Raw genomic sequence first — 26,338 nt, forward strand, 5'->3', positions numbered from 1 at the left:
TCAAGAGGCTCCGTGGTACGCCAATCAGGATTCGAACCTGAGACCGACGGTTTAGAAAACCGTTGCTCTATCCAGCTGAGCTATTGGCGCATCCAATTTCCGGTGCAAATTTAGTTAAAATTGTGAGAATAGTAAACTATAATTGCGGCTGCCACCCGTGTCAGTATACCCGACCGTACTTCCGCTTGCGCGCCTGGTGTTGGCCTATCGCGGCCAGCAGCAGCAGTACACAGGGCAGCGCTACGTTGACCGACTGCCAAAACACCCGCTCCTCTTGTACTTTAATTCCATTCAATAGGCGCAATTTCAGCTCCTTTGCGCGCAGATCTATAATGGCTCCATCGTCGATGAGGTAATCCACTGCGTTCAGGAGAAACGCTTTATTGCCGTATTGCTGCTCAGTATACCGGTCCCATCCGAGCGGATAGGGCGACCCGTCGGTTTGGCTGATCTGGCTGCTGAACACATCGCCATCCGCAATGGCAATCATCTTGGCATACTTGCCTAACCGCGGTGTGACCGCCCCTTCCGGAATCCCCTCGGGGATCGGCCGATCGGCAAACACGGAAGGAAACTCACCCGCCAACAACGCCGCCACGGGGTGTGGTTGGTCCCTAAATGCTGTCGGATCCGGCTGCTCGGCAGCCATCTGCAAAGATAAGGTAACGGGCACAGGTAATACGCGTGAGAAAGGCGAAGAAGCGAGCAGGATGGTCTTCGTTATTCCGGGCACGGCAATGGTGTCAAGCGTGCCGGCGAACTCGCTACGTATGCCATCAAGGTTCTTTACAATGGGTTGGTTGCTATTAGGCACAAAAACCGGGTAGAATGGCCAAGATGCCAGTTCGATAGCCGATTGGTTTGCTGCGCCCCCTACGGTGAGCGGTATCTTGGCGCTGTTCAGGTCAGCAACGAGGTTGTAGTTGAACCGTATACCATATGTAAATAGCAGGTCGTCGATATGGAGTTGCCTTGCCACGGCGGTCTGCCGTCCATCGGAACGCAAGCTATCCAAATGGGCATCCAACTGGTCAATGGCCCAGAGCATACTGCCCCCTCCCATCAGGTAGTGGTTTATTTTGTATTTTTCCACTTCAGAGAATGGTTCCGTCGGCTTCGCGATGATCAGCACATCCAATTTGCTAAGCCCTTCCATCGTGATGCTGTCTAAATTGACAAACCCCACTTGATAGCTGTTCATCAAGCTCTGGATCGCATCGTATAACACGAGGTTGTCCGGTTCGCCATGTCCTTCGGTAAATCCAATGAGTGGCCGACCGCCGTCGGCAGCTTTTCGGATGGCAGAAACCAGGCTATATTCAAGGTTTTGAATGGAATTATTCAGTGCCGTCTCATGCGATTGATTCATTCGGCTTTGCAACAGGTTTACCGGAATATCCGTATCGCCACACGTTACCAAGGCAGCCGGATACACCAGCCGTTGCGAGAGCCCTACCGCTGTGCGCACATTGAGGTTAGTCGGCATCACGCCGTGTTCGGCGAGCACTTCGGTGTTTTCGCGCTGCTGCTGCGCACTGCCATCCAGGGGGTTGACGACCGTAAAGCTCAGCCTTCTGGAGGAATACCCTTTCAAATCCCGTAGCATATCGGTCGTCGCACGTTTCAGTCGCTCAAAACCGGCAGGTAAATCGCCATCCAACAGCACCGTGACATGGACCGGCACTTGGAGTTCCTTTACCGTTTTTACTGAAATAGGTGAAAGGGTAAACCGTTTATCTGCCGTGAAGTCTATCCGGCCGAAAATCCATGAGGCGAACACGTTAACCAAGGCTACACAAGCAACAACCGTAAGTACACGCAATGCAATCGTCTTCATCTGCCATCGGTCGCGTAGCAACCACAGGTGTGCCGCTGCTAGAAAAACAAACACCAAGCTGACGAAGTAAACGAGGTCGCGGCTATCCAATACCCCCCGACTGATCGCATCGAAGTGGAATTGGATACCCAATGATGCGATGTGGTAGGCTATGGTAGAGAACGCCGCCAATCCGCTTAGCGATTCGAACGCATAGAAAAGTAAAAAGCAACCAAACAAGGCAACAAGAAACGCTACGATTACATTCCGGCATAGCGCTGAAGCGAAAACACCTATCGCGCAAAAAGCAGCGCCCAATAGAAACAGCCCGATGTAGGAGCCGATAATCCCGCCTGTGTCAACGTTACCCACCGGCGTAGCAAGTTGGTATACGGAAATGTAATAAACGGCGGTAGGTATCAACGCCAGTAACACAATGGTAAGGCTGCCCAAGAACTTACCCAATAAAATATGGTGCATCCGTATCGGCCGGGTAAGCAGGAGTTGCCAAGTCCCTTCATTTCGCTCCCCTGCGATACTCCGCATGGTAATGGCCGGGATTAAAAACATGAAGAGATAAGGGCTCAACTGGAAAAAATCATCAAGCGAAGCATAGCCATGGGCCAGTATGCTGGTATCCGGAAACACCCACATTAAAAGGCCGGTTGCAAACAAAAATAAACCTATTGCCAGGTAGCCGATCAATGAATTGAAAAAAGTAGCAATTTCTTTTTTATAGATGCTGCGCAAACCATTTAACTTTTGATGGTTCGAAAATAGGAAAACAAGGCGACATCGCAAACAAGTCTGTCAAACCGGCCACACGCACCATTAAGTTTAATTGCGTTATTTATATCCGCCTGATAATGTAGCCATTGCTGAAAAAAGCACAATTGAATTTGCAAAATGTGCAAGAGTTTGTACTTTTGCGCCGGAGAGTTGGCAGAGTGGTCGAATGCGGCGGTCTTGAAAACCGTTGACTGTTAAAGGTCCGGGGGTTCGAATCCCTCACTCTCCGCCACTCAAAATGAAGCCCGGCAATAGCCGGGTTTTTCTGTTTAACAAGCGAGCCAAGCCCTCACTCTCCACGGAGAGTGGCTTCCCCAATAAGCCCCCTCTTTTTTTCGTAAACACACAACCGTTTCTCTTTCATTTTCAATTAGTTATTCGAAATATAAACTGCAGAGATAGACATATCAAATAAGAAGCGAAAAGGCACCTATTCTTAAATTTCTATCTTTGTTGTAGAATTTCAATGGGTTGGCCATTTGGTTATATGGACATTACCTAACTATTAAATTCTAATCAGAAATGGAGTACATAAAAACAACACCTTACAAAGAATTAGAACCTTTTATTAATTTCTATTGGGAACTGAAAGGAAGTGAACTAGGCGGACAATGGGAGCGGGTTTTTCCTGATGGCTGTGCAGGTGTAGTAATGAGTTTAGGAGACAATTGTTTAACAGACAACGGTTCGGTCTCTATGGAATTTGGAAAAACTTACGTAGTTGGCGCAATGACTTCATTCAAAGATAGTTTTATTGACAGTGATACATATTTATTGGGTGTGTGTTTTAAGCCTGCAACTTTCACTAATTTTTATGACTATGTCTCCCAACATGTATTAACTAATGACACTGTTGAGTTTGAAAAATCCAGTTCATTTAAAGTTGATAAAATCCTTCGCAACCCATTCGATTATCTCAACCGATTTTTTTCGGACAGAATAAAAAACAAGACCAAACAATTACAGGCAGTCATTAATGATATACATTCAGCAAACGGACAAATTAGTGTCTACGACCTGTCGAAACGACATTTTACAACTGTAAGACAATTAGAACGGAGTTTTAAGAAGAACATTGGGGTATCACCCAAAGAATACTCGAATATTATTCGTTTTCAAAATGCTTTGAGCATAATTAGAAATTCAGATGAAAATCGGAGCTTATTGGATATTGCATTTGAGTGTGGCTATTATGACCATTCGCACCTAATCCATGATATTAAGAGGAACACAGGGTTGGTTCCTTCACAAATTTAATTTTGTCGCATTTTTCCAAAGCATCAGTATTTGTCTAAGACTAATTTTGTAGAATATTAAAATTTAAGACAAATGCGTAAAATATCACTTTTCATTGCAATGAGCTTAGACGGTTACATCGCAAAACCGAACGACGACCTCAGTTTCTTAAACCTTGTACAAAGGGAAGGCGAAGATTATGGCTACGGCAAATTTACTGACAGCATCGACACTTTGATTATTGGTAGGAAGACGTATGATTACGTGCTCAAGAATGTCGGCGTTTCCCATTATGACAACGGGCAGAGGGATGTATATGTTGTCACAAGAAACCAAAGACCAAAGATAGGCAGGACAACCTTTTTCACCGGAAGTCTGCCTGATTTGGTCAAAAAATTGAAGTCTGAAGATGGAAAAAACATTTATTGTGATGGTGGAGCGGAAGTAATCAATGAATTATTGAAGCACGACCTCATCGACGAATTTATCATTTCGGTTATACCGGTTTTGTTGGGCGAAGGCACAAGGCTATTTAAAGATGGGCGACCGGAACAACAACTCGAATTCGCGCAGGTGGAAACATTTGACACAGGATTAACCCAGTTGCATTACAAGAAAAAACAGTGAGCCGTTAACTGGTACTCTTGTCCACAATTGTTTGAAAATGATCACACAAATGACTTCACATTAAGCAATAACAATTTTTTCTATACAAAATTTAGTATTTTTGTATTATGGATACCATACTTATTCGTCCAAAGAACAAAACACAGCTGGAGGCTATTAAAGCTTTTGCTAAGGCATTGAAGATGGATTTTGAAACTAATGCTTCAGAAAGTCCGTATGATCCGGAGTTTGTCAAGAAAATTCTCGACGGCCGGGAAGATGTCAAAAATGGCAAGGGAGTTAAAATTGCCCTAGAAGACTTATGGAAGTAATCTATACTCCGCAGGCAGTTGAAGATTTGAACTACTGGAAAAAGTCTGGAAACAAAGCCATTCAAAAGAAAATACAACAACTTATCCTCGCCATTATAGAAAATCCATTTGAGGGAATTGGTAAACCTGAACCCTTGAAACACCAACTGTCCGGTTCCTGGTCAAGGCGGATCAATCGTGAACATCGCATAGTTTATGAAATTTACAATGATCATACCGTAGTGATTCTTGAAATCCAGTCACTCCGCGGCCACTACCTGAAATAACTATTGCACGCCATATCGTTGATGATATTTGTGGCATATTGACCTTCAAAAAGCATCAATAATTGAACAAGGGGTTCGACTGTAATCCCTGACACTCCGCCACCCAAAATGAAGCCCGGCAATAGCCGGGTTTTTCTGTTTAAAGAGGCGAGCCAAGCGTGCTTGAGCGAAGCCAGTTAAACAGAAAAAGGAATGAGCGTAGCGAATGGCTTCATTTTGGGTGAAGCCCCCCTCTCGGGATGGCTGCGGCCTTTGCATGTGGGGATTGAGCAACGCAGCCAATCCCTGTGCAACAAGGGCAAGATGTATTGAAGTTGGCTACGGATGATGAGTTGGGAAGAAAATTGCAGGATTTGGAATTATTATAAGACGGTTAGTTTCGAACGTAAGCATTGATGTGGTACAAATGCCTATTGAGCGTATACGAATTTCTATTATTTGTATTTGAGAGACAGTTTATCTAAATTTGTATATGGCTATATCATTAGATTCATCTTTGAATGAGCAACAGCTGATGATGTTGCGACTTTTCAAAAAGCCGCTGCCGGAGGCGGATTTTCAGGAACTACGTAAATTGGCGGTCAAGCTATTGAGTAAAAGGCTGGACGAAACTGTAGAAGCTTGGGAGACCGATAAAGAGATCGATGATTCTTATTACGACAAATTGAGTAAAGGACACTTCAGGAAATCGAAGCAGTGAAATACTCCCGTGTATCCATCATTTTACATCACCTTAGCAAGATTTCCAAGCTGTTTTAATTTCCGACCTAAATCATCTGTCCAGGGTAGACCGATACAAAGACGCATACAGTTTTGAAATTGCTTTTGTAATGTAAACATTCTACCCGGTGCAATGCTTATATGCCTTTTAAGAGCATAATTGTAAAGCTCTGTTGTATCAATTTCTTTCGGAAGTTCTACCCACAGGGCAAGCCCCCCTTGAGGTCGGCTTATTTTGGTTCCTTGCGGAAAATGTTCTGCAATAGTAAGCGCAAAATGCTGATAATTTTCCTGTAACCTTTTGCGGAAATGCCGAAGATGATTTTCATACCTACCTGTCATTAAAAAGTTACCAACCGCTTCATTAATAACAGAATTAGAGGACAAAGAATGTACAAGTTTCAGTTTTAATATCTGGTCTTTGTATTTACCCGGAGCAACCCAACCCACACGATAACCCGGAGCAAGGGTTTTAGACACAGAACCGCACCACAAAACATTACCGTCCGTATCAAAAGACTTACAGCATTTCGGACGTTCAGCGTCAAAATAAATATCCCCATAAGTATCGTCCTCAATAAGCGGAATATTATACTTTGACAACAGGGCTACAACTTCTTTTTTGCTTTCATCAGGCATACAATATCCCAAAGGCGTATTGAAATTAGGCACTAACAGACAGACATCTATTTTAGGTAATAGTTTTTTCAAAGCATCAATATCAATTCCGCTAACAGGATGCGTTGCAATTTCCAATACATTCAAACCTAAACTAACGGCAAGTTGCAGAATACCCGGATAACAAGGGCTTTCCAATGCCAACGTATCGCCCGGTTTGGTTAATGCCATAAGACACAGAGCCAAAGCGTTCATACAGCCATTAGTCGTTATCAAATCGCTTTCCTTTACAGTCCCTTCCCAAGCCAATGAACGGGTAGCAATCATTCTTCGCAGTTTTTCATTACCCTGTAAAGGCTCGTATTCCGTTCCCCCTTCTTTCAGTTCCCTTGTAGCAAGCATAATTTCTTTTTTCAGTTTTGCCAATGGCAAAAGATTACCAGACGGCACACCAATAGAAAAAAGCGTTAAATCGTTACGCCCCATAGTAGCATAAACACCGCTGATTAATTCGTTTGGTTCTATATTATTAGCAACAGGTAAGGGTTTGCTTGCTTCAGGCAATGAAAGTTTCAGGTAATTCAATGGACTTACAAAATAACCCGATTGAGGTTTTGACTGTACGAGTGATAGGGCTTCTAATTCAATAAAAACCCTTTTGGCAGTATTGATGCTTATTCCGTGTTCCTTGCTCAATATTCTTACAGACGGCAATCGCTCACCTGCTTTCAGCACACCTGTTTTAATTTTATTGGCAATGTTACCAGCTATCTCGTTGTATATAAAATCTTTCTTCACCATGTAAATTTAACTGTGTCCATTGAAATAACCAAAACTGTGACTGTGTTTATTTATTTTCTTTGCCGAATTTTGCATCAAAATTTAATACAGTACCAGAATTAAGTATGGGTAAAGTAAAAGAAAATACATCACAAGGTTGGTTGAATGGTTTTACCGGTGTGGTATTATTCAGTGGTTCATTACCCGCCACGAGAGTAGCGGTTTTAGAATTTAATCCAGTGTTCCTTACGGTTTCACGGGCTTCCATTGCAGGAATACTTGCACTTATCGCCTTGTTGCTATTTAAAGAAAAACGTCCCAACCAAGAGCAGATTTTCTCTTTGGCTATTGTGGCTCTTGGTGTGGTGGTAGGTTTTCCACTATTGAGTGCATTAGCATTACAGTATATCACTTCGGCTCATTCCATTGTCTTTGTGGGTATTTTACCCATGGCAACCGCTGTGTTTGGTATTATTCGTGGAGGCGAGCGACCGCGACCGATATTTTGGGTTTTCTCCATTATAGGTAGCCTTTTGGTTATAGGTTATGCGGTAGCACAAGGTCTAACAGCTTCCCCTGTTGGCGACATATTAATGCTTGGGGCTGTCATTCTTTGTGGATTAGGTTATGCAGAGGGAGCAAAACTAACAAAAACACTAGGCGGTTGGCAGGTGATCTCTTGGTCCTTGGTGATTTCCTTGCCTGTGATGTTGCCTCTTGCGTTTATCTTTATGCCTGCATCCTTTTGGGACATTAGCACGGGGGCTTGGGTTGGCTTGGCTTATGTATCGTTATTCAGTATGTTCATTGCTTTCATTTTTTGGTATAAAGGCCTGGCACAGGGCGGAACGGCAACCGTAGGACAATTGCAGCTATTGCAACCGTTTTTTGGATTGGCATTAGCGTCTTTTTTGCTTCACGAAAAAGTAAGTGTCGGAATATTAGCCGTTACAGCCGGGGTAATTCTGTGTGTGGCAGGAACAAAAAAATTTGCTAAATAAAAATTAACAAAAAGATAATGATAGCAGATATTCAAAAGAGTAACATCAACGATATAGAAGAAATATTCCGGCTTTACAAAATAGCAACCGATTTCCAAAAATCAAGGTTCACAGTCCATTGGCCGGAGTTTGAAAGAACCCTTATTGAAACAGAAATATTCGAACACCGGCAATGGAAAATAACCATTGAAAATAGAATTGCCTGTATTTGGGCAACCACATTTAGCGACCCACAAATATGGGGAGAACGAAACAATGAGCCGTCAGTATATATCCATCGAATTGCTACAAATCCTGATTTCAGAGGGCATAATTTCGTAACGGAAATCGTAAAATGGGCTAAAGAATATGCCAAAGAAAACGGCAAGAAATATATACACAGGGCCTACCAGCCCATTATGATAATGCAACCGTGAGTTTGTTCCAAATCGAACCGTAGCAGGGGCAACCATGTTAATACGTGATGAGGTGAATTTTAGTTACATATGTTATGAGGTTTGCTAAAATCGGTACTGATAAAAGAATTGGAAGAAAAACAAAAATATACAGAAGTATGAATGAAGAAATTTTACAAAACATTGCCACTATACAGGAACGGATAAACAATGCCTGTATAAACTGTGACAGAAACCCCGATGAAGTAAAATTGCTATTGGCGACCAAAACTGTACCTGCCGAACGTATCAGAATTGCATTACAGGCAGGCCATACATTGATAGCGGAAAACAAAGTGCAGGAACTTAAAGAAAAATATGAGGCACTACTGGATGTTCCACACACCAACCATTTTATCGGGCATTTACAGACCAATAAAATCAAAGACCTTTTGAAATACGATGTGTCCTGTATTCAGTCGCTTGACCGCTTGGATTTGGCAGAGAAGTTACATCAACGGTTACAGTTTGAAAACAAAACCATAGAAGTACTGATACAGGTAAATACTTCGTTTGAGGAAAGCAAATTTGGTACAAGCCCCGATAATGCCGTTGAGTTGGTAAAGCAGGTTGCACAATTGAAAACCCTGAAAATAAAAGGCTTGATGACCATAGGTCTGTTTAGTGCCGAAATGGAAAAAGTGCGTAAATGTTTTCGTTTGCTCAAAAGCATTCAACAACAGATTATTGCTTTGGATATACCCAATGTAGAAATGCAAGAGTTGTCGATGGGTATGAGTGGTGATATGGAAACAGCCATCGCAGAGGGAGCAACCATCGTGAGGGTAGGTACGGCAATCTTCGGACAAAGGCCCACGCCCGATACCTATTATTGGAACGAAAATCAGCCGTAGAATTTAATTCTTCGTGCCAACCCAGGCCAATCTTCCACGGCCATGTAATCGATCCATCAAATCCAGCGAGTCGCTTACCCGATCCCGCAACCGGCCGGGGTCAAGATCCGGACCGCAAAAACTAATTAAGCCGTTGCTTTTATACATGGGTATCCCCGCCTCGCGAATGTAGCCAAAGACTTTTTCCAACGGATCGTTGTAATGGATCGAAGCAGTTACGGTCGCTTGTTCGGGGATGCAACTTACACTTTTTATCCTCAAATCGTATTTTCGGTCCATCTCCAGCACAAAAGCCCGCATCGAGACGTTCCGGTAGGTCAATGTCTTCGTGGTCCACGCCACGGCCTTCCGCGGGTCCACCTGTGTCACATCAGACAATTTCATGGTCATATTTCCTTCGGCATCCGTGCAGCACCGGTCGTAGGTAACCTGATCGCCCATTCTGGTGAGTATCCTATACCCGTCATCGATGGGGAATTGGCCATCTACCCTCCCCCGCAGCAGTACAACCCTCGTATCCGTGCGGTTGGCCAACACGGTAAATTCCCCCTCCCGCGTTTCTAACCAACCATTGGCCGTATGGAGCACGAGTGTTTGCGGCCGCTGATCCGCATCCCGCCGAACCTCGACCAATGCCCGGCCTACCAAGTTGATTTCCATATTCGGAGCGCCTCGGTCCTCCATCGGAAAGGACAAGCTGGAGCCGGCATCCAACCGTATTAAGCTCCCATCCGGGAGCCTCACCACGCACTGCTGCTGTGCCCCGGTAACCACCCGGATGTCTGGCTGCTGGCCCGCCGAAGTGGCAAACTGCGACGGCAGCAGCACCACTTCGAGCACGCCATCGTCTCGGCGCCACAACTCCGCATCGCCAAAGCGATGTACCAATCCGGTTTCACCCTTACCTACCGGCGCGCTAACCTCAGCGCCCCAGTGTACGGTACAGGCGAATTCGGATGCCGGAATCCGGTTGCCGGGCATCACCAATTTTTCGTAGGCAGACGGCACCGTCCGCGCTGCCCGCCATTCGTTGATGGCCAACGTACTCCAACCGATCAACCACACCGCGGCTATACCGGCACACACCCGTATGCCCCGAGTAAGTAATAGCCTGATATACTGCTTCCGCTCCGCACGGATAATAGCACCGGCATCGATGCTTTGCTGCCCAGATACGCCCTTCGAGTATTCCGCTGCCATTTCCTCCAACACCCCCATCTCCACCTCAAGCAGCTTATCTTCTTCGTAGATCAATTGGGCCGCTTTGAGTAGCGCGGCATCCCGTCCACTCAATTTACCTTCCAGGCTCAGCCGGATGATTTTCTTGATAGTTGCCAAATCGTACATTATTTGTAACCCTCCTTCCTGCTTTTTCTAAGCAACTCCTTCAATTGCAGCTTAGCCAAACGCACATGGTTCTTAATGGTCTGTTCGCTCAGCTTCCGTATGCGCGCAATTCCTGCAATGCTGAGCCCATCGAGTATCCTCATCGTAAAGGCGATTCTTCGTTTGATGGGGAGTTTTTCAATCGCCCGGTAGACTTCCTGTACCCTTCGTTTATAAAAGTCATCATCAAAATCCGGATGGTTTTCCGGAATTTCCAAGTACGCACTGGTAGAGAAATCTACGTATTCTTCTTTGCTTTTCACCTTTCGTAAAGCGTCGCTCATCTTATAGCTCAGCAGTTTCAACAGCCATGCCTTCGGGCTTTCCACAGCCGCCAATTTGCGCCGCTTATTCCACACGTCGATGAATACGTCGTTTACGATAAGCCCGAGTAAGTCCTCATCGTAGGGAAGTAGCAATCTTAGTTTCGTTGTCAACGGGCCTTCATAACGCTTGATGACTGCGTTGAGCAACTGTTGCATCTCCCCTTCCTTCCGGGTTTTTGCAAGGAGCCCGAACAACTGCTTATCGGTATAGGTGTCATATGGATCCATGCCGGAAAAAAATCATGCGTCTATTGGTACTTTTTGTTTCCCCGCGGCGACTATACTTATGTATAGCGGGCAAACCATCAGTTAGTCTCGCTAAGTTAAGAACATAAAGTAAACAAAACAAGGAAAAGTAAAAATAAATACCTGATTAAAAGCAAGTTGCGGAAATCCGCAATGAGTAAACCGTATTGTCCAGTATCCAGTATTAAAACAAACCATGATGATCGAACAGTTACTTTTACTTAAACAAGCCATCGAAACGTTTCTCCATCCTACGGATGCACCTCCCATAATCTCGCACTGGAAGCACTTCGATCAGCAGCTCACCCAAATCGAAACCGCGGTGTATACCGCGTTCAAAAACAATCCGGACCAGGTGGCCGTATGGGATGCCCAGAACTTCCATACGGATCTGGTGCAGCTCATCGACCACCATACACCGGCAGAACCGAATGAGTGCGCTACCCCGCTACTTAAGCGCCTTCTTGAAACCCTGCAATTCTGCGAGCAGAAATTCCAGGTACCGATCAACCTAAAGGCTCCAGTGCCACGTTTGTACGAAAGCCAACTGCGCAGCCAGGTTAGCCAGCTGGAAGGCACCATTGCGTCTGCCTTGGCAGAAAAGCAAGTCAACCCGGTGCTCATCAACAAAATCACGCATGGCTTTCACCTCATCTGTAGCCAACCTACCGGCAAACTGAGTTACGCCACCTACCAATACCTGCGGCAATTCCTGCCCGCCCTCACCGACCTGAGCCAAAGCACGCTCTCAAAGGACTGGAACCTGCGTCTTTTCCGGTTTTTCATCCAGTACAATTACAACCACATGGGCATATACAATTGGTGGGAGCGCACCACCCAGCGGACCCTTCAACATAAAGATGCCATCGACTCCCTCGAATACATCTACCAGTTGATTAATGAAATCGAGCACATCGACCAGCGTACGCCATTGGGATACCAAACATGGCGAGAGCCACTGAAAAACCAGTTGCTAGCCTACCTCGAACGGCACAGAGCACTACTCGCGGACAAAAAGCTGGTCCAAGAGATCCAAGAACCCGCTAAACTAATCGTGAACATTCCGGTCGACGAACAAAACGTGCATTTCAACCAAGATTTCGAAGCCGGCGTTTACGCGGCGTACAGCAGCAAAAAAGAAGCGTCTGAAGCATACAGCAAGGTTATACTGGGCCCAGAAGGTGTAAAAATCTCGGCCCATTCGCTCCGCAAATCAGACAAGAGCAAGTATTACAGCGCGGCCGACCGGGTAGAAGAATCGCTAGCAGAAAAAAGGGAAACCATCAGCAAGGAATTTGGGCTACTGCTGTCTAGCCGGCGCAATCCATAAGATTTACGGAATCTGCAACTATTTGGGGGGCGGCGCATCCGCCCCCTAGCAGGCTCCAAAAGCCGGCATTAACCCCTCCCTAGTCTATATCCGAGCCGCATATCGCCCCCCTCGCTCTTCGTGCATGCCGCTACGACCATCCGCCCACCCCCCGGCTGGGGTCTTCCCTATCCTACCTTCGAAAGAAAATAACACAACAAGCATCAAAACGATAGGAGGATAACATGACAACGACTGGCATACATCAAGAAAAAACACGGGTTATCGAAAAGAAATCCATTCTATTAGGTATCATCAGGTTGGCGTTCCTGGCATTGTGGGTGGCGGTAGCCGTAGAGAAGCTGTGGGACCTCGCGAAGTTCCACAGCACCCTACGGCGTCAGCCCATCCCCGAGTGGAGCACGGACATCCTGTTCTGGTTGCTGCCGCTGGCAGAGCTGGGCGCAGCTGTACTGCTGGCCTGGCCGCGCAGCCGGAAACGCACCCATCACGGCATGTGGCTCTCGGCCGTGCTGATGCTGGCGTTTACGCTGTTCATTCTTTTCGGTGTGTTGGGCTGGTACGAAAAGCGGCCGTGCGGCTGCGGGTCGGTGATCAGCGGCCTCTCGTGGGATAACCACCTTTGGTTCAACGCTGCTTTCTTCCTGCTGGCAGTTCTTGGCGTGTGGCTTACGTGGCCTGTGCACGGGTACGGTCGTCGCGGACGGTACCGGAAGCCGGTCCGGCTGTTCGGGCAGTCGGATGGGGCCTCCGCACCTTCCGGACACTTTACCGATAAATTACGCGTGTTTGTTTTTCCTAAACATTTTCCACGGAAGTTCGCGGTATTCAGGCGCAGGGCCTTATTTAGAACGTTACCCTGCCTGTACGAAGGACGTAACACGCGCTCGCCCAGGGCAAGCGCGGAGGCACGTGACCGGAATCTCCACGTCAGTGACCGGATGAGTACAACGGCTTTAAAAGCCATAAGTTAAATCATACCTTTTTTTGGGGTGCTTTTTTTCCAAGTGCGAAAGAAAAGTCCATTATATGAAATACAATATTTCTAATTTTATTAAGCAATATGCTTTTATGTTGGCCCTCGCGGCTATGTTTGTAGGGTTTTCGGCGTTTAAGTATGCTGAACGGTTTGATGACCCTCAAGATGGATGGTATCTCGTTACCCCTTCTTCATCTGACCCGGATAATGAGAGCCTTCAGACGATAGGTAGCTCGACAATACCCGAACCGGATGAGACAAACGCTGAAGCGTGCGCTCAATTTGACAATGAGGGGAATGTATGTGCAATTAAGCTTACGTTTCACACAGATGAAAACGACGAGTATCCCCCTATGCCGACGACGGTCCAACAAGCAGAAAATGAAGACCTGATAGACGTGGACGGACGTTCGCGTTTGCCAGAGCCGGAGGAAACATTTTAGTTTCTTTTCTTTCTCTTGTTGAGTAGTTGGCCAGTGAAGCCGTCTCGAATTTTCGAGACGGCTTCATCATGCACGTCTATCTCCTGTTTTGTTCAATGTTTCCCGTACTGATTTCATTGTCAGGAATCGGCCAAACCCACCGCGCGCTTTCCGGAGTTAATTCATACCGTTGACCATTCACTTCACGAATTAACGTTGTTTGAAAAGCAACCTCCTTATTTAATCGACGCAGGTCTTCCCACCGAATCCCTCTCAACACAAGTTCCTTCCGTCGTTCTTTGATAACGAATTCAAGCAGTTCGTCTCGATTAAGACCCGCTATTGGCCGAAATGTATCAGAATCAAATCTTTTACTCAAAAGAAAATTCAAATCTTTATAAGCAGTTTCAAGGTCTCCCTCCCGGACAGCACACTCCGCGCGGGTCAGGTACACTTCATCAGTTGCCAAACCCGTAAAAAAGGCTACCCCGCCGCGATAAGATCCTTTGAATACCTTTCGATCGCTCACATCCCGAAAATAGGCCTGCCTTCTTAAATCACCACTTTTATACAGTTTAAGAAGAAGGGTGTCCGCACGATACCTACTTGAATTTGTGATGGTAATGTTATCCATAAAACAGAAAAACAAAATCTCTGGATTACTTTCCCCGTAGTCCACGGTTGGGAACAGGTAATTAAGCGACAAATCAAGCTGATTGAAATCAAGCAACTCATTCTCCAATGCTAAGCAGCGATCTGCCGACTGTCTGGCATTTGAATAGTCGCCCATCATCAGGTAAACCCTTGCAAGTAACGCATAGGCTGCCGGCTTAGCCGGTTGTAATTTATTCAACGGGGTCACCACCAACAGATCTGCCGCTGCGCCCAGGTCTTGTATAATATGATGGTATGTATTCTCCAGGGTCGATCGACCCATTTTAACAGAAACGTCCGCTTCCAACCGCAATGGAATGCCCAAATCCGCGCCCGCCGTTCGCGAATCATAAGGTTTGCAAAAGAGCTGCGCCAATTGATAATGGTTCCATGCCCGGAAAAACAATGCACTTCCTTTAGCTTGTTCCCACGCAGTTCGTTGGTCCGGCAGTGGACTTATCCGCGCCAAGCCTTCAAGAGCCAAATTGGCCAATAGAATCCGATGGTATGCAGCATTCCAGTCGTCGACATCCTGCCCTGCGTACACATCATCTGCCCAGATGTATCCATTTTTTTGATACAGGTCTCTCAACCCGTCCCAGTGGTTATCTGAGATATAGTATTCATCAGCCCCAATAATACTAAGCTCGTGGGAAGAACTCACATTCAACTCCCTCCAGTTATCCAAAATCCCTTGGAAATCTGCGATTTTATTTGGAACAACCTGGTTTTTGTTTTGTTTAACAGCGAGAAATTCTTTCCCGCAGGAAACGAACACGATCACTGCGGCCCACAAAATGGGTTTTAAGATTTTTTTCATTTTCATCGGTTTTGTGTTTTTCTATAACGTTATCCGTATCCCTAGCGCAAAGGTCTTTGGCGTCGGGTATTCCGCATTTAGGAAATCTGGATCTATTTCATTTTTATTCGCTCGCCAAAGTACGCCCAGATTACGGGCATATCCATAAAGCCGAATATGCTGAACAGGTAAACCGCGTATCAGGTCTTTGTTCAATGCATAACTGATATTTATATCTTGCAGCCGCACATGATCTCCCTCCGTAATCAGCGCTTTTGAATACATGTAAGATTGGTTGAGATAAGGTTTGATAACATCGGATCTAGCAGGTACATCCGTATTCCGCTCGTCGCCCGGCTTTTCCCATCGCTTGAAGTAATCCATATGGTATGTATTGGCGTATTCCTCGCCTGGCGAAATTGACTGCCGGCGGAAGACATAGCCAGCCTTCCATGTGATATTTATGCCGGCTTGCAAATTTCCCCATCTGAAGGTATTTCTAACGGCACCATAGAACGGTGGCACATGGACACCGCTAACCAATAGATTATCGGCATTGAAGTTACGGATGTACGCCTCATAGTCCATGGTTACTTCTCCATCCACATTCACCAAAGGCATACCCGTGGCATGATCGAGCCCAATCCATGGATAGGCATACACAACGTCCCTCGACTTTCCGATGACTGGGGGCGGAGCGGAAAAATATGAACTGATACTGGACACTTCACCCGTATTGAAGTGCGTGATTTCATTGGATACATAACTAAAAAGCACATCCGTTTGCCAGCCGACTTTGCCCACTGTATTTCTGCTGGTCAGCTGAATATCCAATCCGCGGGTCTTCAGATTTGCATAATTGATTTCGTTAGCCAAACTTACCCAATCGTTGATTCCGGTAGAAGGCGCTAGGTAGTCCTCGCCGATGAGATCACTTGCCTGTTTACGGAAGTATTCGATACTTCCCTCGATTCGATTGTTAAAGAAACCGAAATCGGCACCAATATTCACTATAGCTACCTTTTCCCATCTTAGGGAGGGATTTCCAACACTTCTTACTCGCGCAGTCGGCAAGTTTGTCGTGCCGTCCGTTGAATAAGACACCGTTGGAAATACGCTGACCCGCTTATTTACATTGCCCGTGTGGCCATAACTCGCGCGTAGCCGCAAATAAGGCAACCAGCTTTCCTGCTTATAAAAAGCCTCTTTATTGATCTGCCAGCTGGCACCTACTGACCAAAGTGGCACGCCACGCTGGTTAGCTTTTACGCCGAATAGGTTGCTACCGTCCCAACGCCAGCTCCCTGAAACAGTATATCGTTCCATAGCCGTATAGACAGCGTTACCGAAATACGAGAGGAATCGGTCGGTGTAGTGCGACATGGTAACCCTCGGTGCGGTTAGCCGCCCACTTCCTGTCGGATTGGTCGGATATGATGTTGTATAGTCAAATGTTGCCGTTCCGGTGAGTAGCTCGTCATCGTAATTATATTTTATGTACCCCGGAAATCCTTGGCCAATACTCTGCCTGATTTCCCCACCGACTAAGGCAGAAACGTGATGGTCTGTGCTGATATGCTTATTATAGTTCAATTGAAATCGGCCGGAGTGTGTGTTATTAGTCGACGGACCAGAACCGACCAATATCCCGCCATGTGGAACAATTTTGCTTCCATCGGACTGCGTGAACCGATTAACGAGATTACGCACGTAATAGCTATCCGGTGAATAATAGGTCTGACCGGTGGCCGTAGGCCTCAGATACTGATAGGCGACCATTAAATCGAGGTCATTGAGGAAGGCATACTTCAAACCAACGTCGAGACGGTATTCCGTATTCAGGCTAACGGGGTCTGAATTCCTAAGTTCGTCTAAAGGCCTGTAATGCCAGTCTAATAATCCGATGTCGGTAGCGGTATCGTAATAGGCTAAGCGCCGTTCGTAAGGTATTGCCAAGGGATTATCGTCCGCATCCCCTAGGCGGGTATATGGCGACACTGGATATCCGGCGCGCGGGCTTAAGTCTCCCAAGCTTATACCCTTGTTTTTTGTTTGCCGTTGCGTGTACCAAATCCCAGTGGATACCTCTAACCCTCTTAGCGGCATAAAGATATTCTTAAGGCTGATATTGAGCCTCTGCGAATCATCGCCAACCAATACGCCCCGGTTTTCGTCGTATCCAGCCGAGAAATAGTAGCGGTAGTTATCGCCACCACCGTTAATCGTTAGTGCATGCTGTTGCAGGAGCTCACCTTGGTAAAGATAACGCGATGCCTCATCCCGTACATCCGTCCGCTGCATTAATTGCTCTTCGTTTTCGAAGTCTGTAATACCGATAAGTCCATCACGTTGCTTGATAAGCAGCTCTACGTAGGCAGGAATCGGAGTTTGTGGCAACTCAGCATAGTGTTCCTTTTTGAATAGCTCTTTCTCAATGGCCATTACTGTCGTGCTAGGCAGCCATCTTTGACTATAATGGAGATCAGGCGTCGTACCGAGGGTTAAATTACTGTTAACTGTAATCTGCGCCTTTTGACTGTATCGCCCCTGCTTGGTTGTGATCACAATAACGCCATTGCCCGCCCGGGCACCCCAAATGCTAGCCGCAGCCGCATCGCGCAACACGGTGATGCTTTCTACATCATTGGGGTTGATGGTGTTAATATCCCTTTCGTAGGGAAAATTATCCACAATAATCAACGGGCTCGCGTCAGACTCGATGGTCGCCACACCTCGTATGCGAATATCCGAGGCCGAAGTACCCCCTGCGTTTACAAATTGTACGCCCGGCGCGATACCTTCCAGACGCTGCAATACGTTGGGGCCTACACGCCGATTGAACAATTCATTGTCCACATGGGTAAAAGACCCGGTTGTCCGTTCTTTCATCATTTCATAATATCCCGTATTGATAACCACTTCATCCAACGTTGTTGCATCCTGAGAAAGAAAGATTTTCAAAGTATCTATGTTGCTGTTCACCCCTACTGGAATATACTGGGTCTCATAGCCCATAAAGCTTATCTGGAGGGTATCGGGCTCTGGTGAAATCCTTACCTCAAATATGCCGTCGGCATCCGTTACCGTCGTGTGCCCAAGCATCATCGAGCGTACATTAACCCCATCAAGTGATTTATGGTCACTAGCGGATAAAATTCTGCCCATAATAGCACGTTGGCCCACTGCGGCGTTTACCGCAAAGCATAGCATCAATATCAATAATGTGTTTTTATACATTTGGAGTTTGATTTAATTTGACCATTCGACCGGTTGCTTTTTGCCCGGTCAGAAACGGCTTAATTAAAAAAGTTGTTGCGATTTAATAGATGTTTGCCCAATGTCGATCAAGGTTTGTCTTTTATAACAAGCACCGGCACCTCCAATAGCTCTTCAACGATGTCAAGTCCGTAGCGATTCAGCTCTTCCTTGGCCTGCTGCAGGTTGCCATCGATTTTTTTTGTCAACTCAAACGACACAGATTGGGAAGGCTCAAACCCGGTGAGATTGATAATGGGATACCGGCTCACCCCTGCCTTATGCAAAATATATTTCATACCCGAGAAGACATAATTCTGTTGAAGGTATTTATTGGGCATATCCGGCTGATACTTCTTCTTAAGGCCACGTTTTTCAGGCATTAAGAGATGGGAAGCTTCGTCTTTCGTTCCTGTTAGCCTCAGCACCGCAAACTTCATCTGTTTCATTTCAATTTGCCCGTTGATGCCCCTTGTATGCCCAAAATATCGATTTAAGTCTTGCTGCATCATCCGCATAGCGTCTGACTTGGTAACCTTTCTAGGAAACCAAAGGTGATAGCAGAACCAGCCCGAAGCATTATGCCCGCTTTTTCCTTTTTCGGCAGAAAAGTTGGTTTCGGACGCTTCCCACGATACGCCTTTGCTTCGGCTTAACTCGGTGAATATTTCGCCCTTGAAGGCCTCGTAGTAAAGTAAATGAATAGGCCAATTATAGGCTGTTATTACCGTTGTATCACCCCGGTAAAAAAACTCCAGCCCCCGTTTTTGCGGAAGTTCAGGTGCCGCCTCCGAAATTATTGAAAGCCATGGAGCCTTCCCTTTTGTACCACCATTCCCATTCTCAAACAACGGGACGTTATTATCGTAGATTGCATATTCTTTTACCTTCGGTATATCCAGCGTTTCACCATTCATCAGCTTGACGAAATTATCAGCCGTAGCGTATTGGGCTTGTGGGATGGCGATAACCTTACCATTTTGCACCCAAGCCATATGCGGAACACTATTATGCGGAAACACCTTACTCAAAATTGAGTCTGCGACGATACCTACAAATGGCCAATGATATTTCCGGTACGCCCGCGCAGCCTCGTTAGTGGACTGATAGGTCACAGGGATAATTACATAACCGTCGTCTTGCAACTTTTGGGAAATGGTATCCAGTTTATTGAGCGAATAGATACAAGGGCTACACCAAGTAGCCCAGAAATCGAGGATAATCAGCTTATCACGGTAGTCTTCCAAGCGGAGTGTGGCCTCTTCACCGGTCTGCATATCCACCGCTTGATGAGTGGCCTGGAAAAAGCTTTCCGGCAGCGTCTCACCTACTCTAACAGTCACTTCCGACGGTTTGTGGAATTGGGCTTTAGCGATGCCACAGCATAGCGATAACACCAACCCCAAAGCGAGGCCCAGCCCGCTACGGGCTGGGGCCATCGCATGGGTACAAACACATGATTCTTCGATATTTCTTCGACCGTTGTTCGACTGCTGTTCGAGACTTGTTCGACAATCCTTCGACAGCGCTTCGACAAGTGTTCGACTGGCCTTCGACAAACCTTCGGCAACGCTTCGGGAAAATGCCGAAGCCCGAGCGAACAGCTGCCGAATCAATATCCCACTATATTTGAACCAATCCCGAGCGGTTAATGGACGCCTCGCGCTCCATCTTCCTACCGGATCGCCTTCAGAATGGCTTGGGTGCTTGGTTTGGTCTTCGACTGGATTTATTTTGCGCTCTGACTGGACTCCGTTTGGCGCCGCCAGTCTCAGCGCAGTACAAGGCTGCATGGAGTGCAAACTTACCTCCGAAGCCGATCCGAAGCGGTCTCGAACACGATCCCAGCCCGACCCCAGCCCCACACTTTGCCTATCCGAATGTGCATTTCTCCCGTAGGTTTGCCGTATATTCCTCGGTAAAGTGCCGTCTTTTGGCCTTTTTACCGAGATAAATACGGGTATCATAGGGATATCGCACGGATAAGGGATAAGGGAAGGTGGGCTGGGGCACGGGACTGGCTGAGCTTTCCCATGTCCGCCGTCAGCAAGGCGTGCCGCTTCCGTGTGCACGTTACCCAAAGGGGTACCGGTACCCGAAAGGCTCCGTATCATGGTAGGATCTTCGTGCGGTATTCCGGCCATCATCTTGCTGTTTCGCTGCTGAAAACCAGCACGCGGACCGCTCGGAAAGTGCTCGTATACCCCCAAGAACACCGCAGCAGTCCGGCAGCGGTCACGGAGAATGTCGGAAGCCACTGCAGAAACGACATTTTTATTATCGGTATACCTGTCAATTAACGTTACATAGGTACGTACCCATCGTCTAAAAATTGAGTACCGATTGGGTTTCCAGGCGGAGTCAGGCAGGTATAACCGACCCCTGGTGAGATTTACCGATTGTGTTCGCTTTAGGCCATACAAGCCCCATAAGCGTAAATTTTGCTTCATTTAATATCAGATTTGAGTGAAAGAATTGTTGGTTAGTCAAAATTCCTTTCAACTCAATCTGGTGCCTTAACAATACTTTTGTAAAGATTCTTAGTCGAACTTAGTACCCAGGGCCGGGATCGAACCGCTAATGCGATCTCTCCTTTTTGGGGCTTGTAGCCGGTTAGTTGATGTTGCTTAAGTGGTACCATAGGTTTTGATGTTTATCAAAACCTCGTTAACCAACTGTAGCGAAAACTCCCGAAGGAGCCGGGCCACTTTTTGGCTGTCCACACAACGGACCGCGTAGGACGGCACTGCCGAAGCAGCTACTGCTCGAAAGCAGCACCTAAAACACAAACCGCAAGTGAACCCGGCTCCCCAGGATATGAGGGTCCGGGTGCTCACCTACGCCCTTGTGTTCCGAAAGTTTCCTACGCTTTGTGTGGACACGAGGCTTTTTGTGAGCACCCACTTTATATTCCTTTAATGGGTGTCAAAAATACTTATTTTAATATTAACTATTATTTGCTGCTATTGCTTCTCTTAAATTTTTGAAAAAACTTGACTTGGTTTACTAATTTTTTTATCTTTACAAAGATAAGGGCAATTAAATTATATCCCAATCTAAAAACCTAATAATCTTATCAGTTTTTTAGATAAAACCTAATTATGATGGATGTTAGTACAAAATTGAAACTTCTCAGAGAACGATACTCCTACACACAAGAATTCATTGCGAATAGACTTGGAATCAGCCAGTCAACATACTTTAACTTGGAGGCAGGTAACACAAAACTTTCGGTGAAGAGAGCTGCTCAATTGGCTGAGATATATGATATTCCGGCTAGTTTTTTCGTTGACAATGCTTGCTCCATTACCAATTATAATATAGGAGATTATTGTCGTACAATAAACCAACCTGAAATTACCAATGGCAAGTTAGAAGAAATAAAATTGCTATATGAAAAGATAATACAAGAGAAGGACCAAATGATAAATTTCTTGACTGATGAGCTTAATTCATGTAAGAAAGAAAAGGAAATTATATTTGAATCATTGGAGGGTAAATTTGCTCAAAACACCTAATTGGGCAAAATTGACTACTTTTATCCGATTAAACTTATATAACTAACATAAAAATGGCAACAACAATTCTTAAAGCACTTCGAACAGAAAACAAATACGATGTCGATCAGGTTGCTGCTGAGCTGGATGTCACAGTCGATGAATATCAATTAATAGAATCCGGAGTAACCAAACTTTCATATGAACAAGCTGGCATATTAGGCAAGTTTTATGGGATTGATCCGAAGCACTTATTGGGTATTGCTGAGAGTGTAAACTATAATATTGGCACGTATAGTAGAACAATCTATGCCCAAAACTATTACGAGGGATCAGAAGAGCCAGAAACTGATGATGAAGGTTAGTATAATGTCCAGTGGATACGTTGAGGTAAACCCAGCTCCATACCCACATGGGACAAAATGATAATGGCTTTGGGAGAAGAAGCAAAGAAGTTGAAGGACGGTAGAGTCCTAAGCGAAGGTAAAAGCGAGAAATAATTAAAATGAAAATTACCGCCGAATACAAGAGTTGGATTACCGAAGTCAAAGCCAAAATCCGTTCGTCGCAAATTAAGGCGGCACTGGCTGTCAATTCGGAATTGATACGCTTTTATTGGGAGTTGGGACAGATGATTCATGAAAAACAACGACAATTCAATTGGGGCGACAAAATTATCGAGAGAGTCTCCAAAGACCTGAAAGAAGAGTTCCCTGGTATAAAGGGTCTCTCGCCCTCTAATTTGAAATATTGCAAAAGGTTTTTTCTTTTTTATTATTCTGAAATTGGTCAACAAGCTGTTGACCAATTACCTGGTATCCCGCTACACAAAATCCCTTGGGGACATAACATATTGATATTCAGCAAATCCAACGGTAGTGAAGAGGCTCAATTTTACGCGCAAAAAACCATTGAAAACAATTGGAGCAGGGATACATTGGCGTTGCAACTGAAATCTAAGTTATATGAGCGAAGCGGAAAAGCCATCACCAATTTTACCAATACGTTACCGGAGCCCAAATCTGACCTTGCGCAACAGACGCTAAAGGATCCTTATGTGTTCGATTTCCTACAGCTAGCGGAAGATTACAAAGAAAGGGATATCGAGAATCAGCTTATCGACAACATTACCCGCTTTCTGCTCGAACTTGGCAAGGGGTTTGCATTCATCGGACGACAATACCGACTGGAACTCAATGAAAAGGAATATTTCATAGACCTGTTGTTTTACCACGTCCCCATGCAGTGCTATGTAGTGGCAGAAATTAAAAATAGGGACTTCGAACCGGAGTATGCAGGTAAACTCAACTTTTACCTCACCCTTATTGACAAGACATTAAAACGCCCGCATGAAAACCCGACCATCGGGATACTTCTATGCCGCGGAAAAGATAACCTCGAAGTGGAGTATGCCTTACAAGATATTCACAAGCCCATGGGGGTAAGCGAATTTAAACTTGCAGAGGTTCTGCCGGAAAATCTAAAGTCCAATCTGCCCAGCATCGAGGAACTGGAGGAGGAGCTGAAGAAATTGGATAAAAAAGAATAATTGGCCCACTTCATAAAGAATAACAATGGAACCCATTGCAAAAGTTATAGCATTAAAGACAGAATTAGATAACCTTCGCCCCCTAAACAAGGAGCAAGAAGCTATTATCATGCAAAAGTTTCGGCTGGATTGGAATTATAACTCCAATAATCTGGAAGGCAATTCTCTTACCTATGGAGAAACAAAGGCGCTCCTTTTGCATGGTATTACCGCACAGGGTAAACCATTAAAAGATCACTTCGAAATAACAGGACACGACGAGGCAATTAAGTGGGTCGAAGATTTAGTAAAAGGCGACCATCCGCTCTCCGAGAATTTCATCCGTGAGTTACACACCTTGCTCCTAAAATCGCCGTATGAAGTAAAGGCAGTTACTCCGGATGGTCAACCAACGACGCGACGTATTGCCGTAGGGCAATATAAGACTGCACCAAATCATGTGAGAACCAAAACGGGTGAGATCTTTCGCTTCGCCACTCCGGAAGAGACACCAGCAAAAATGCATGACCTCATCGAATGGTATAGACACAAAAGTGAAGAACCAGCTGTCAACCCCGTATTGCTGGCGGCGGAGTTCCATTACCGGTTTATCCGTATCCACCCGTTTGACGATGGTAACGGCCGCACCGCCCGCATTTTGATGAATTTCATACTTATGAAATTCAACTACCCGCCCGTCATAATCAAAACTGAGGACAAAGACAACTATTTCTTTGCACTGCAACAAGCCGATGCCGGTACTATCGAGCCGTTTATCAACTACATTGCTACCAACCTGGTACGCTCTCTCGAAATCATGATCGCCGGAGCCAAAGGCGAAAGCATCGAGGAGCCGGATGATATCGATAAAGAAATCGCCTTGCTCGAACAGCGGCTTAAAACCAATGGCAAAAAACTGGAAATCGCCCGCACTAAAGAGGTGCTGCTTGAATTGTTCGATGACAGCATTACTCGACTGTGGAACAAGTTCTTGCAGGCTTGCGGAAAGTTTGATAGGTTTTATTTAAAATCTACACCTTTCTTATCCGTTAATGGTTTAGAGGAAGAACGTTTCCCACCAAATGAGGTCATAACCGGTGCAACACGCATCCTAATAGACGGAAGCATACACGGGCTCGTCGCAAACTATAGTTATGAAAAGTTCAATTCCGAAAATTTTACTCCGTTTGATTATTCCAGTCAAATCCGTATCGAATTAGATTTATCGAAAGGTTATACTGTATCTGTCCCGAATGGAAAATCATTCAACAAATTATACACGGACCAACTGAGCGATTCGGAAATCGATGAACTTATAAAAATCATTTCCCGCGATCATAAGGATTATATTGAGCAACGGATGATGGAGAATATTGACGGAGATGCACAATGATTTCAAGCAATTAAGCAATGAAAAAGGAAGGAAAGATGCACGCTCAAAATATTGGCGTCACGAAAGAAAATAATCTGATCTCCAATTGGCTGAAAGAACATGGCGATCCCGACATTGAAAAATTGGTAAAGCGTACTTTGGCCACTGCCAACAGGATTGCTGATACGCCTTCTAAAAAATGAACCGCAGATTTGGCAAAACAAATGAGTAGGCAGCGTTCGAAATCTGCAAATGGCTGTGTGTGATTCGTACAGATTACATTATATATAAAGAATACTTTTTTATTTCTCGCTTAAAAGTGAAAAATTTAATAACGATTGGTTTAATTATCACGGTCGTCTTCAAGATATCGTTGAAACATTGACACTATTTTAGAATCATCTAGCCTGTCAGTATTCGACGCATTTGACAATTCTTCAGTATAGGGATAATTGCCATATGACAACTCCAAATTTCGATTGAGAACATCAGGATCTACTACCGCCTTCAATACTGCATAGCCGTTTACACTTAGGTTTGACTTATATGAAACACTTTCACCGCTAGAACTATGCGAAGTTGTTGTACTTACAGATACCTTAAGCAGATTCAAAGCAAAACCCGGATTATCAAAATTACCCAGATGATCATCCAAGAAGGCTTTTAAATATTTTGCTTGCGTCCCATTTGCCCACCAATCTAAAATCCACCACAAATGATGATCCTGAACCAAGGTAAAGAAATTTTCATCCGTCACCTGCTTTCGGAACATCCAAACCACCATTTCCTCAAGCCCGCTTTTGTGTTTCTCCATCTAATTTTATCAGCTTCTCGAAATTACGTTTTTCATTTGCATTTAATGCGTTACGATAAATCTCCAATGCATAGTCTAAAGAATTGGTATTAAGTATTAAATTCCTTATCAGTTTGCACTGATTCTCAACAACATTACTATGATACTCCCTATTTGTTGGACAACTATTGCACTAATTTAAGATATAATTACGACACATTTTTAATTTGCTGATAGAACCTTTCATCGGGTGTTATCCTACCGATTGATTTATGTCTTCTTTCGGTGTTGTAGAACCT

General features: G+C 45.3%; 24 protein-coding genes and 2 tRNA genes. 17 read left to right on the forward strand and 9 right to left on the reverse strand.

Annotated features, from left to right (window positions below; all coding sequences use genetic code 11):
- Positions 1-13: 13 nt before the first annotated feature.
- Positions 14-90, reverse strand: a tRNA-Arg gene (locus tag VNQ80_RS03315).
- 70 nt (positions 91-160) lie between these two features.
- A complete protein-coding gene (gene gldG / locus VNQ80_RS03320; RefSeq protein ID WP_325636025.1) occupies positions 161-2,566 on the reverse strand; it encodes a gliding motility-associated ABC transporter substrate-binding protein GldG in 2,406 nt (801 codons plus the stop codon).
- Between the two features lie 183 nt (positions 2,567-2,749).
- On the opposite strand from gldG, the gene VNQ80_RS03325 reads away from it, so the two are divergent.
- From VNQ80_RS03325 to VNQ80_RS03350, 6 genes are all read left to right on the forward strand, one after another.
- Positions 2,750-2,837 (forward strand) — tRNA-Ser (locus VNQ80_RS03325).
- A 290-nt stretch (positions 2,838-3,127) separates the two neighbouring features.
- The gene (locus tag VNQ80_RS03330) at positions 3,128-3,862 is read left to right on the forward strand and encodes a helix-turn-helix transcriptional regulator (protein ID WP_325636026.1); all 735 of its coding nucleotides are present in this window, start codon (positions 3,128-3,130) and stop codon (positions 3,860-3,862) included.
- A gap of 72 nt (positions 3,863-3,934) precedes the next feature.
- Positions 3,935-4,468, forward strand: a complete 534-nt coding sequence (locus VNQ80_RS03335; RefSeq protein ID WP_325636027.1) for a dihydrofolate reductase family protein — start codon at positions 3,935-3,937, stop codon at positions 4,466-4,468.
- Between the two features lie 107 nt (positions 4,469-4,575).
- Positions 4,576-4,779 (forward strand): DUF2683 family protein, encoded by a 204-nt coding sequence (locus VNQ80_RS03340; protein ID WP_325636028.1) that lies wholly within the window; start codon positions 4,576-4,578, stop codon positions 4,777-4,779.
- The gene (locus tag VNQ80_RS03345) at positions 4,770-5,045 is read left to right on the forward strand and encodes a Txe/YoeB family addiction module toxin (RefSeq protein WP_325636029.1); all 276 of its coding nucleotides are present in this window, start codon (positions 4,770-4,772) and stop codon (positions 5,043-5,045) included. Before VNQ80_RS03340 ends, VNQ80_RS03345 begins: the two co-directional genes overlap by 10 nt.
- A 472-nt stretch (positions 5,046-5,517) precedes the next feature.
- Entirely contained in the window at positions 5,518-5,745 is a 228-nt protein-coding gene (locus VNQ80_RS03350; RefSeq protein WP_325636030.1) for a hypothetical protein, read from the forward strand.
- 23 nt (positions 5,746-5,768) lie between these two features.
- Here the strand turns inward: VNQ80_RS03350 and VNQ80_RS03355 are convergent, their stop codons facing one another.
- Complete coding sequence (locus VNQ80_RS03355) at positions 5,769-7,184, reverse strand: PLP-dependent aminotransferase family protein (protein ID WP_325636031.1); 1,416 nt, start codon at positions 7,182-7,184, stop codon at positions 5,769-5,771.
- 104 nt (positions 7,185-7,288) lie between these two features.
- Here VNQ80_RS03355 and VNQ80_RS03360 point away from each other — a divergent pair, with 104 nt between their 5' ends.
- The 3 genes from VNQ80_RS03360 (at position 7,289) to VNQ80_RS03370 (ending at position 9,452) form a co-directional block, all read left to right on the forward strand.
- Positions 7,289-8,164, forward strand: a complete 876-nt coding sequence (locus VNQ80_RS03360) for a DMT family transporter (protein WP_325636032.1) — start codon at positions 7,289-7,291, stop codon at positions 8,162-8,164.
- Between the two features lie 17 nt (positions 8,165-8,181).
- Positions 8,182-8,580: a GNAT family N-acetyltransferase gene (locus VNQ80_RS03365; protein WP_325636033.1), complete on the forward strand. Its 399-nt coding sequence runs from the start codon at positions 8,182-8,184 to the stop codon at positions 8,578-8,580.
- Positions 8,581-8,654: 74 nt separating this feature from the next.
- On the forward strand, positions 8,655-9,452 hold the full coding sequence (locus tag VNQ80_RS03370; protein WP_325636034.1) for a YggS family pyridoxal phosphate-dependent enzyme: 798 nt from the start codon (positions 8,655-8,657) through the stop codon (positions 9,450-9,452).
- A 3-nt stretch (positions 9,453-9,455) separates the two neighbouring features.
- On the opposite strand, the gene VNQ80_RS03375 is transcribed toward VNQ80_RS03370, so the two are convergent.
- The gene (locus VNQ80_RS03375; protein WP_325636035.1) at positions 9,456-10,790 is read right to left on the reverse strand and encodes a FecR family protein; all 1,335 of its coding nucleotides are present in this window, start codon (positions 10,788-10,790) and stop codon (positions 9,456-9,458) included.
- 8 nt (positions 10,791-10,798) lie between these two features.
- Complete coding sequence (locus tag VNQ80_RS03380) at positions 10,799-11,392, reverse strand: RNA polymerase sigma factor (protein ID WP_325636036.1); 594 nt, start codon at positions 11,390-11,392, stop codon at positions 10,799-10,801.
- A 214-nt stretch (positions 11,393-11,606) separates the two neighbouring features.
- Here VNQ80_RS03380 and VNQ80_RS03385 point away from each other — a divergent pair, with 214 nt between their 5' ends.
- The 3 genes from VNQ80_RS03385 to VNQ80_RS03395 all read left to right on the forward strand — a co-directional run bounded on the left by VNQ80_RS03385 (position 11,607) and on the right by VNQ80_RS03395 (position 14,162).
- A complete protein-coding gene (locus VNQ80_RS03385; protein WP_325636037.1) occupies positions 11,607-12,740 on the forward strand; it encodes a hypothetical protein in 1,134 nt (377 codons plus the stop codon).
- A gap of 224 nt (positions 12,741-12,964) precedes the next feature.
- A complete protein-coding gene (locus VNQ80_RS03390; RefSeq protein ID WP_325636038.1) occupies positions 12,965-13,714 on the forward strand; it encodes a MauE/DoxX family redox-associated membrane protein in 750 nt (249 codons plus the stop codon).
- Between the two features lie 97 nt (positions 13,715-13,811).
- On the forward strand, positions 13,812-14,162 hold the full coding sequence (locus VNQ80_RS03395; protein WP_325636039.1) for a hypothetical protein: 351 nt from the start codon (positions 13,812-13,814) through the stop codon (positions 14,160-14,162).
- Between the two features lie 76 nt (positions 14,163-14,238).
- On the opposite strand, the gene VNQ80_RS03400 is transcribed toward VNQ80_RS03395, so the two are convergent.
- The 3 genes from VNQ80_RS03400 to VNQ80_RS03410 all read right to left on the reverse strand — a co-directional run bounded on the left by VNQ80_RS03400 (position 14,239) and on the right by VNQ80_RS03410 (position 21,299).
- On the reverse strand, positions 14,239-15,615 hold the full coding sequence (locus VNQ80_RS03400) for a RagB/SusD family nutrient uptake outer membrane protein (RefSeq protein ID WP_325636040.1): 1,377 nt from the start codon (positions 15,613-15,615) through the stop codon (positions 14,239-14,241).
- A 21-nt stretch (positions 15,616-15,636) separates the two neighbouring features.
- Positions 15,637-18,759 (reverse strand): SusC/RagA family TonB-linked outer membrane protein, encoded by a 3,123-nt coding sequence (locus VNQ80_RS03405; protein ID WP_325636041.1) that lies wholly within the window; start codon positions 18,757-18,759, stop codon positions 15,637-15,639.
- Positions 18,760-18,938: 179 nt separating this feature from the next.
- Positions 18,939-21,299, reverse strand: a complete 2,361-nt coding sequence (locus VNQ80_RS03410) for a TlpA disulfide reductase family protein (protein WP_325636042.1) — start codon at positions 21,297-21,299, stop codon at positions 18,939-18,941.
- A gap of 651 nt (positions 21,300-21,950) precedes the next feature.
- Here VNQ80_RS03410 and VNQ80_RS03415 point away from each other — a divergent pair.
- From VNQ80_RS03415 to VNQ80_RS03435, 5 genes are all read left to right on the forward strand, one after another.
- Complete coding sequence (locus VNQ80_RS03415) at positions 21,951-22,367, forward strand: helix-turn-helix transcriptional regulator (RefSeq protein WP_325636043.1); 417 nt, start codon at positions 21,951-21,953, stop codon at positions 22,365-22,367.
- Positions 22,368-22,420: 53 nt separating this feature from the next.
- Positions 22,421-22,711 carry a helix-turn-helix transcriptional regulator gene (locus tag VNQ80_RS03420; protein WP_325636044.1) on the forward strand — a complete coding sequence of 97 codons (291 nt, stop codon included), beginning with the start codon at positions 22,421-22,423 and terminating at the stop codon, positions 22,709-22,711.
- A gap of 140 nt (positions 22,712-22,851) precedes the next feature.
- On the forward strand, positions 22,852-23,895 hold the full coding sequence (locus tag VNQ80_RS03425; RefSeq protein WP_325636045.1) for a PDDEXK nuclease domain-containing protein: 1,044 nt from the start codon (positions 22,852-22,854) through the stop codon (positions 23,893-23,895).
- A gap of 25 nt (positions 23,896-23,920) precedes the next feature.
- Positions 23,921-25,267, forward strand: a complete 1,347-nt coding sequence (locus tag VNQ80_RS03430; protein WP_325636046.1) for a Fic family protein — start codon at positions 23,921-23,923, stop codon at positions 25,265-25,267.
- A 17-nt stretch (positions 25,268-25,284) separates the two neighbouring features.
- Positions 25,285-25,449 carry a hypothetical protein gene (locus tag VNQ80_RS03435; RefSeq protein WP_325636047.1) on the forward strand — a complete coding sequence of 55 codons (165 nt, stop codon included), beginning with the start codon at positions 25,285-25,287 and terminating at the stop codon, positions 25,447-25,449.
- A 140-nt stretch (positions 25,450-25,589) separates the two neighbouring features.
- Here the strand turns inward: VNQ80_RS03435 and VNQ80_RS03440 are convergent, their stop codons facing one another.
- Positions 25,590-26,060, reverse strand: coding sequence for a hypothetical protein (locus tag VNQ80_RS03440; protein ID WP_325636048.1), 471 nt, complete (start codon positions 26,058-26,060; stop codon positions 25,590-25,592).
- Positions 26,061-26,338 lie beyond the last annotated feature (278 nt).

It is taken from the genome of Parapedobacter sp. (genome assembly GCF_035556095.1).
Taxonomy (GTDB): domain Bacteria; phylum Bacteroidota; class Bacteroidia; order Sphingobacteriales; family Sphingobacteriaceae; genus Parapedobacter.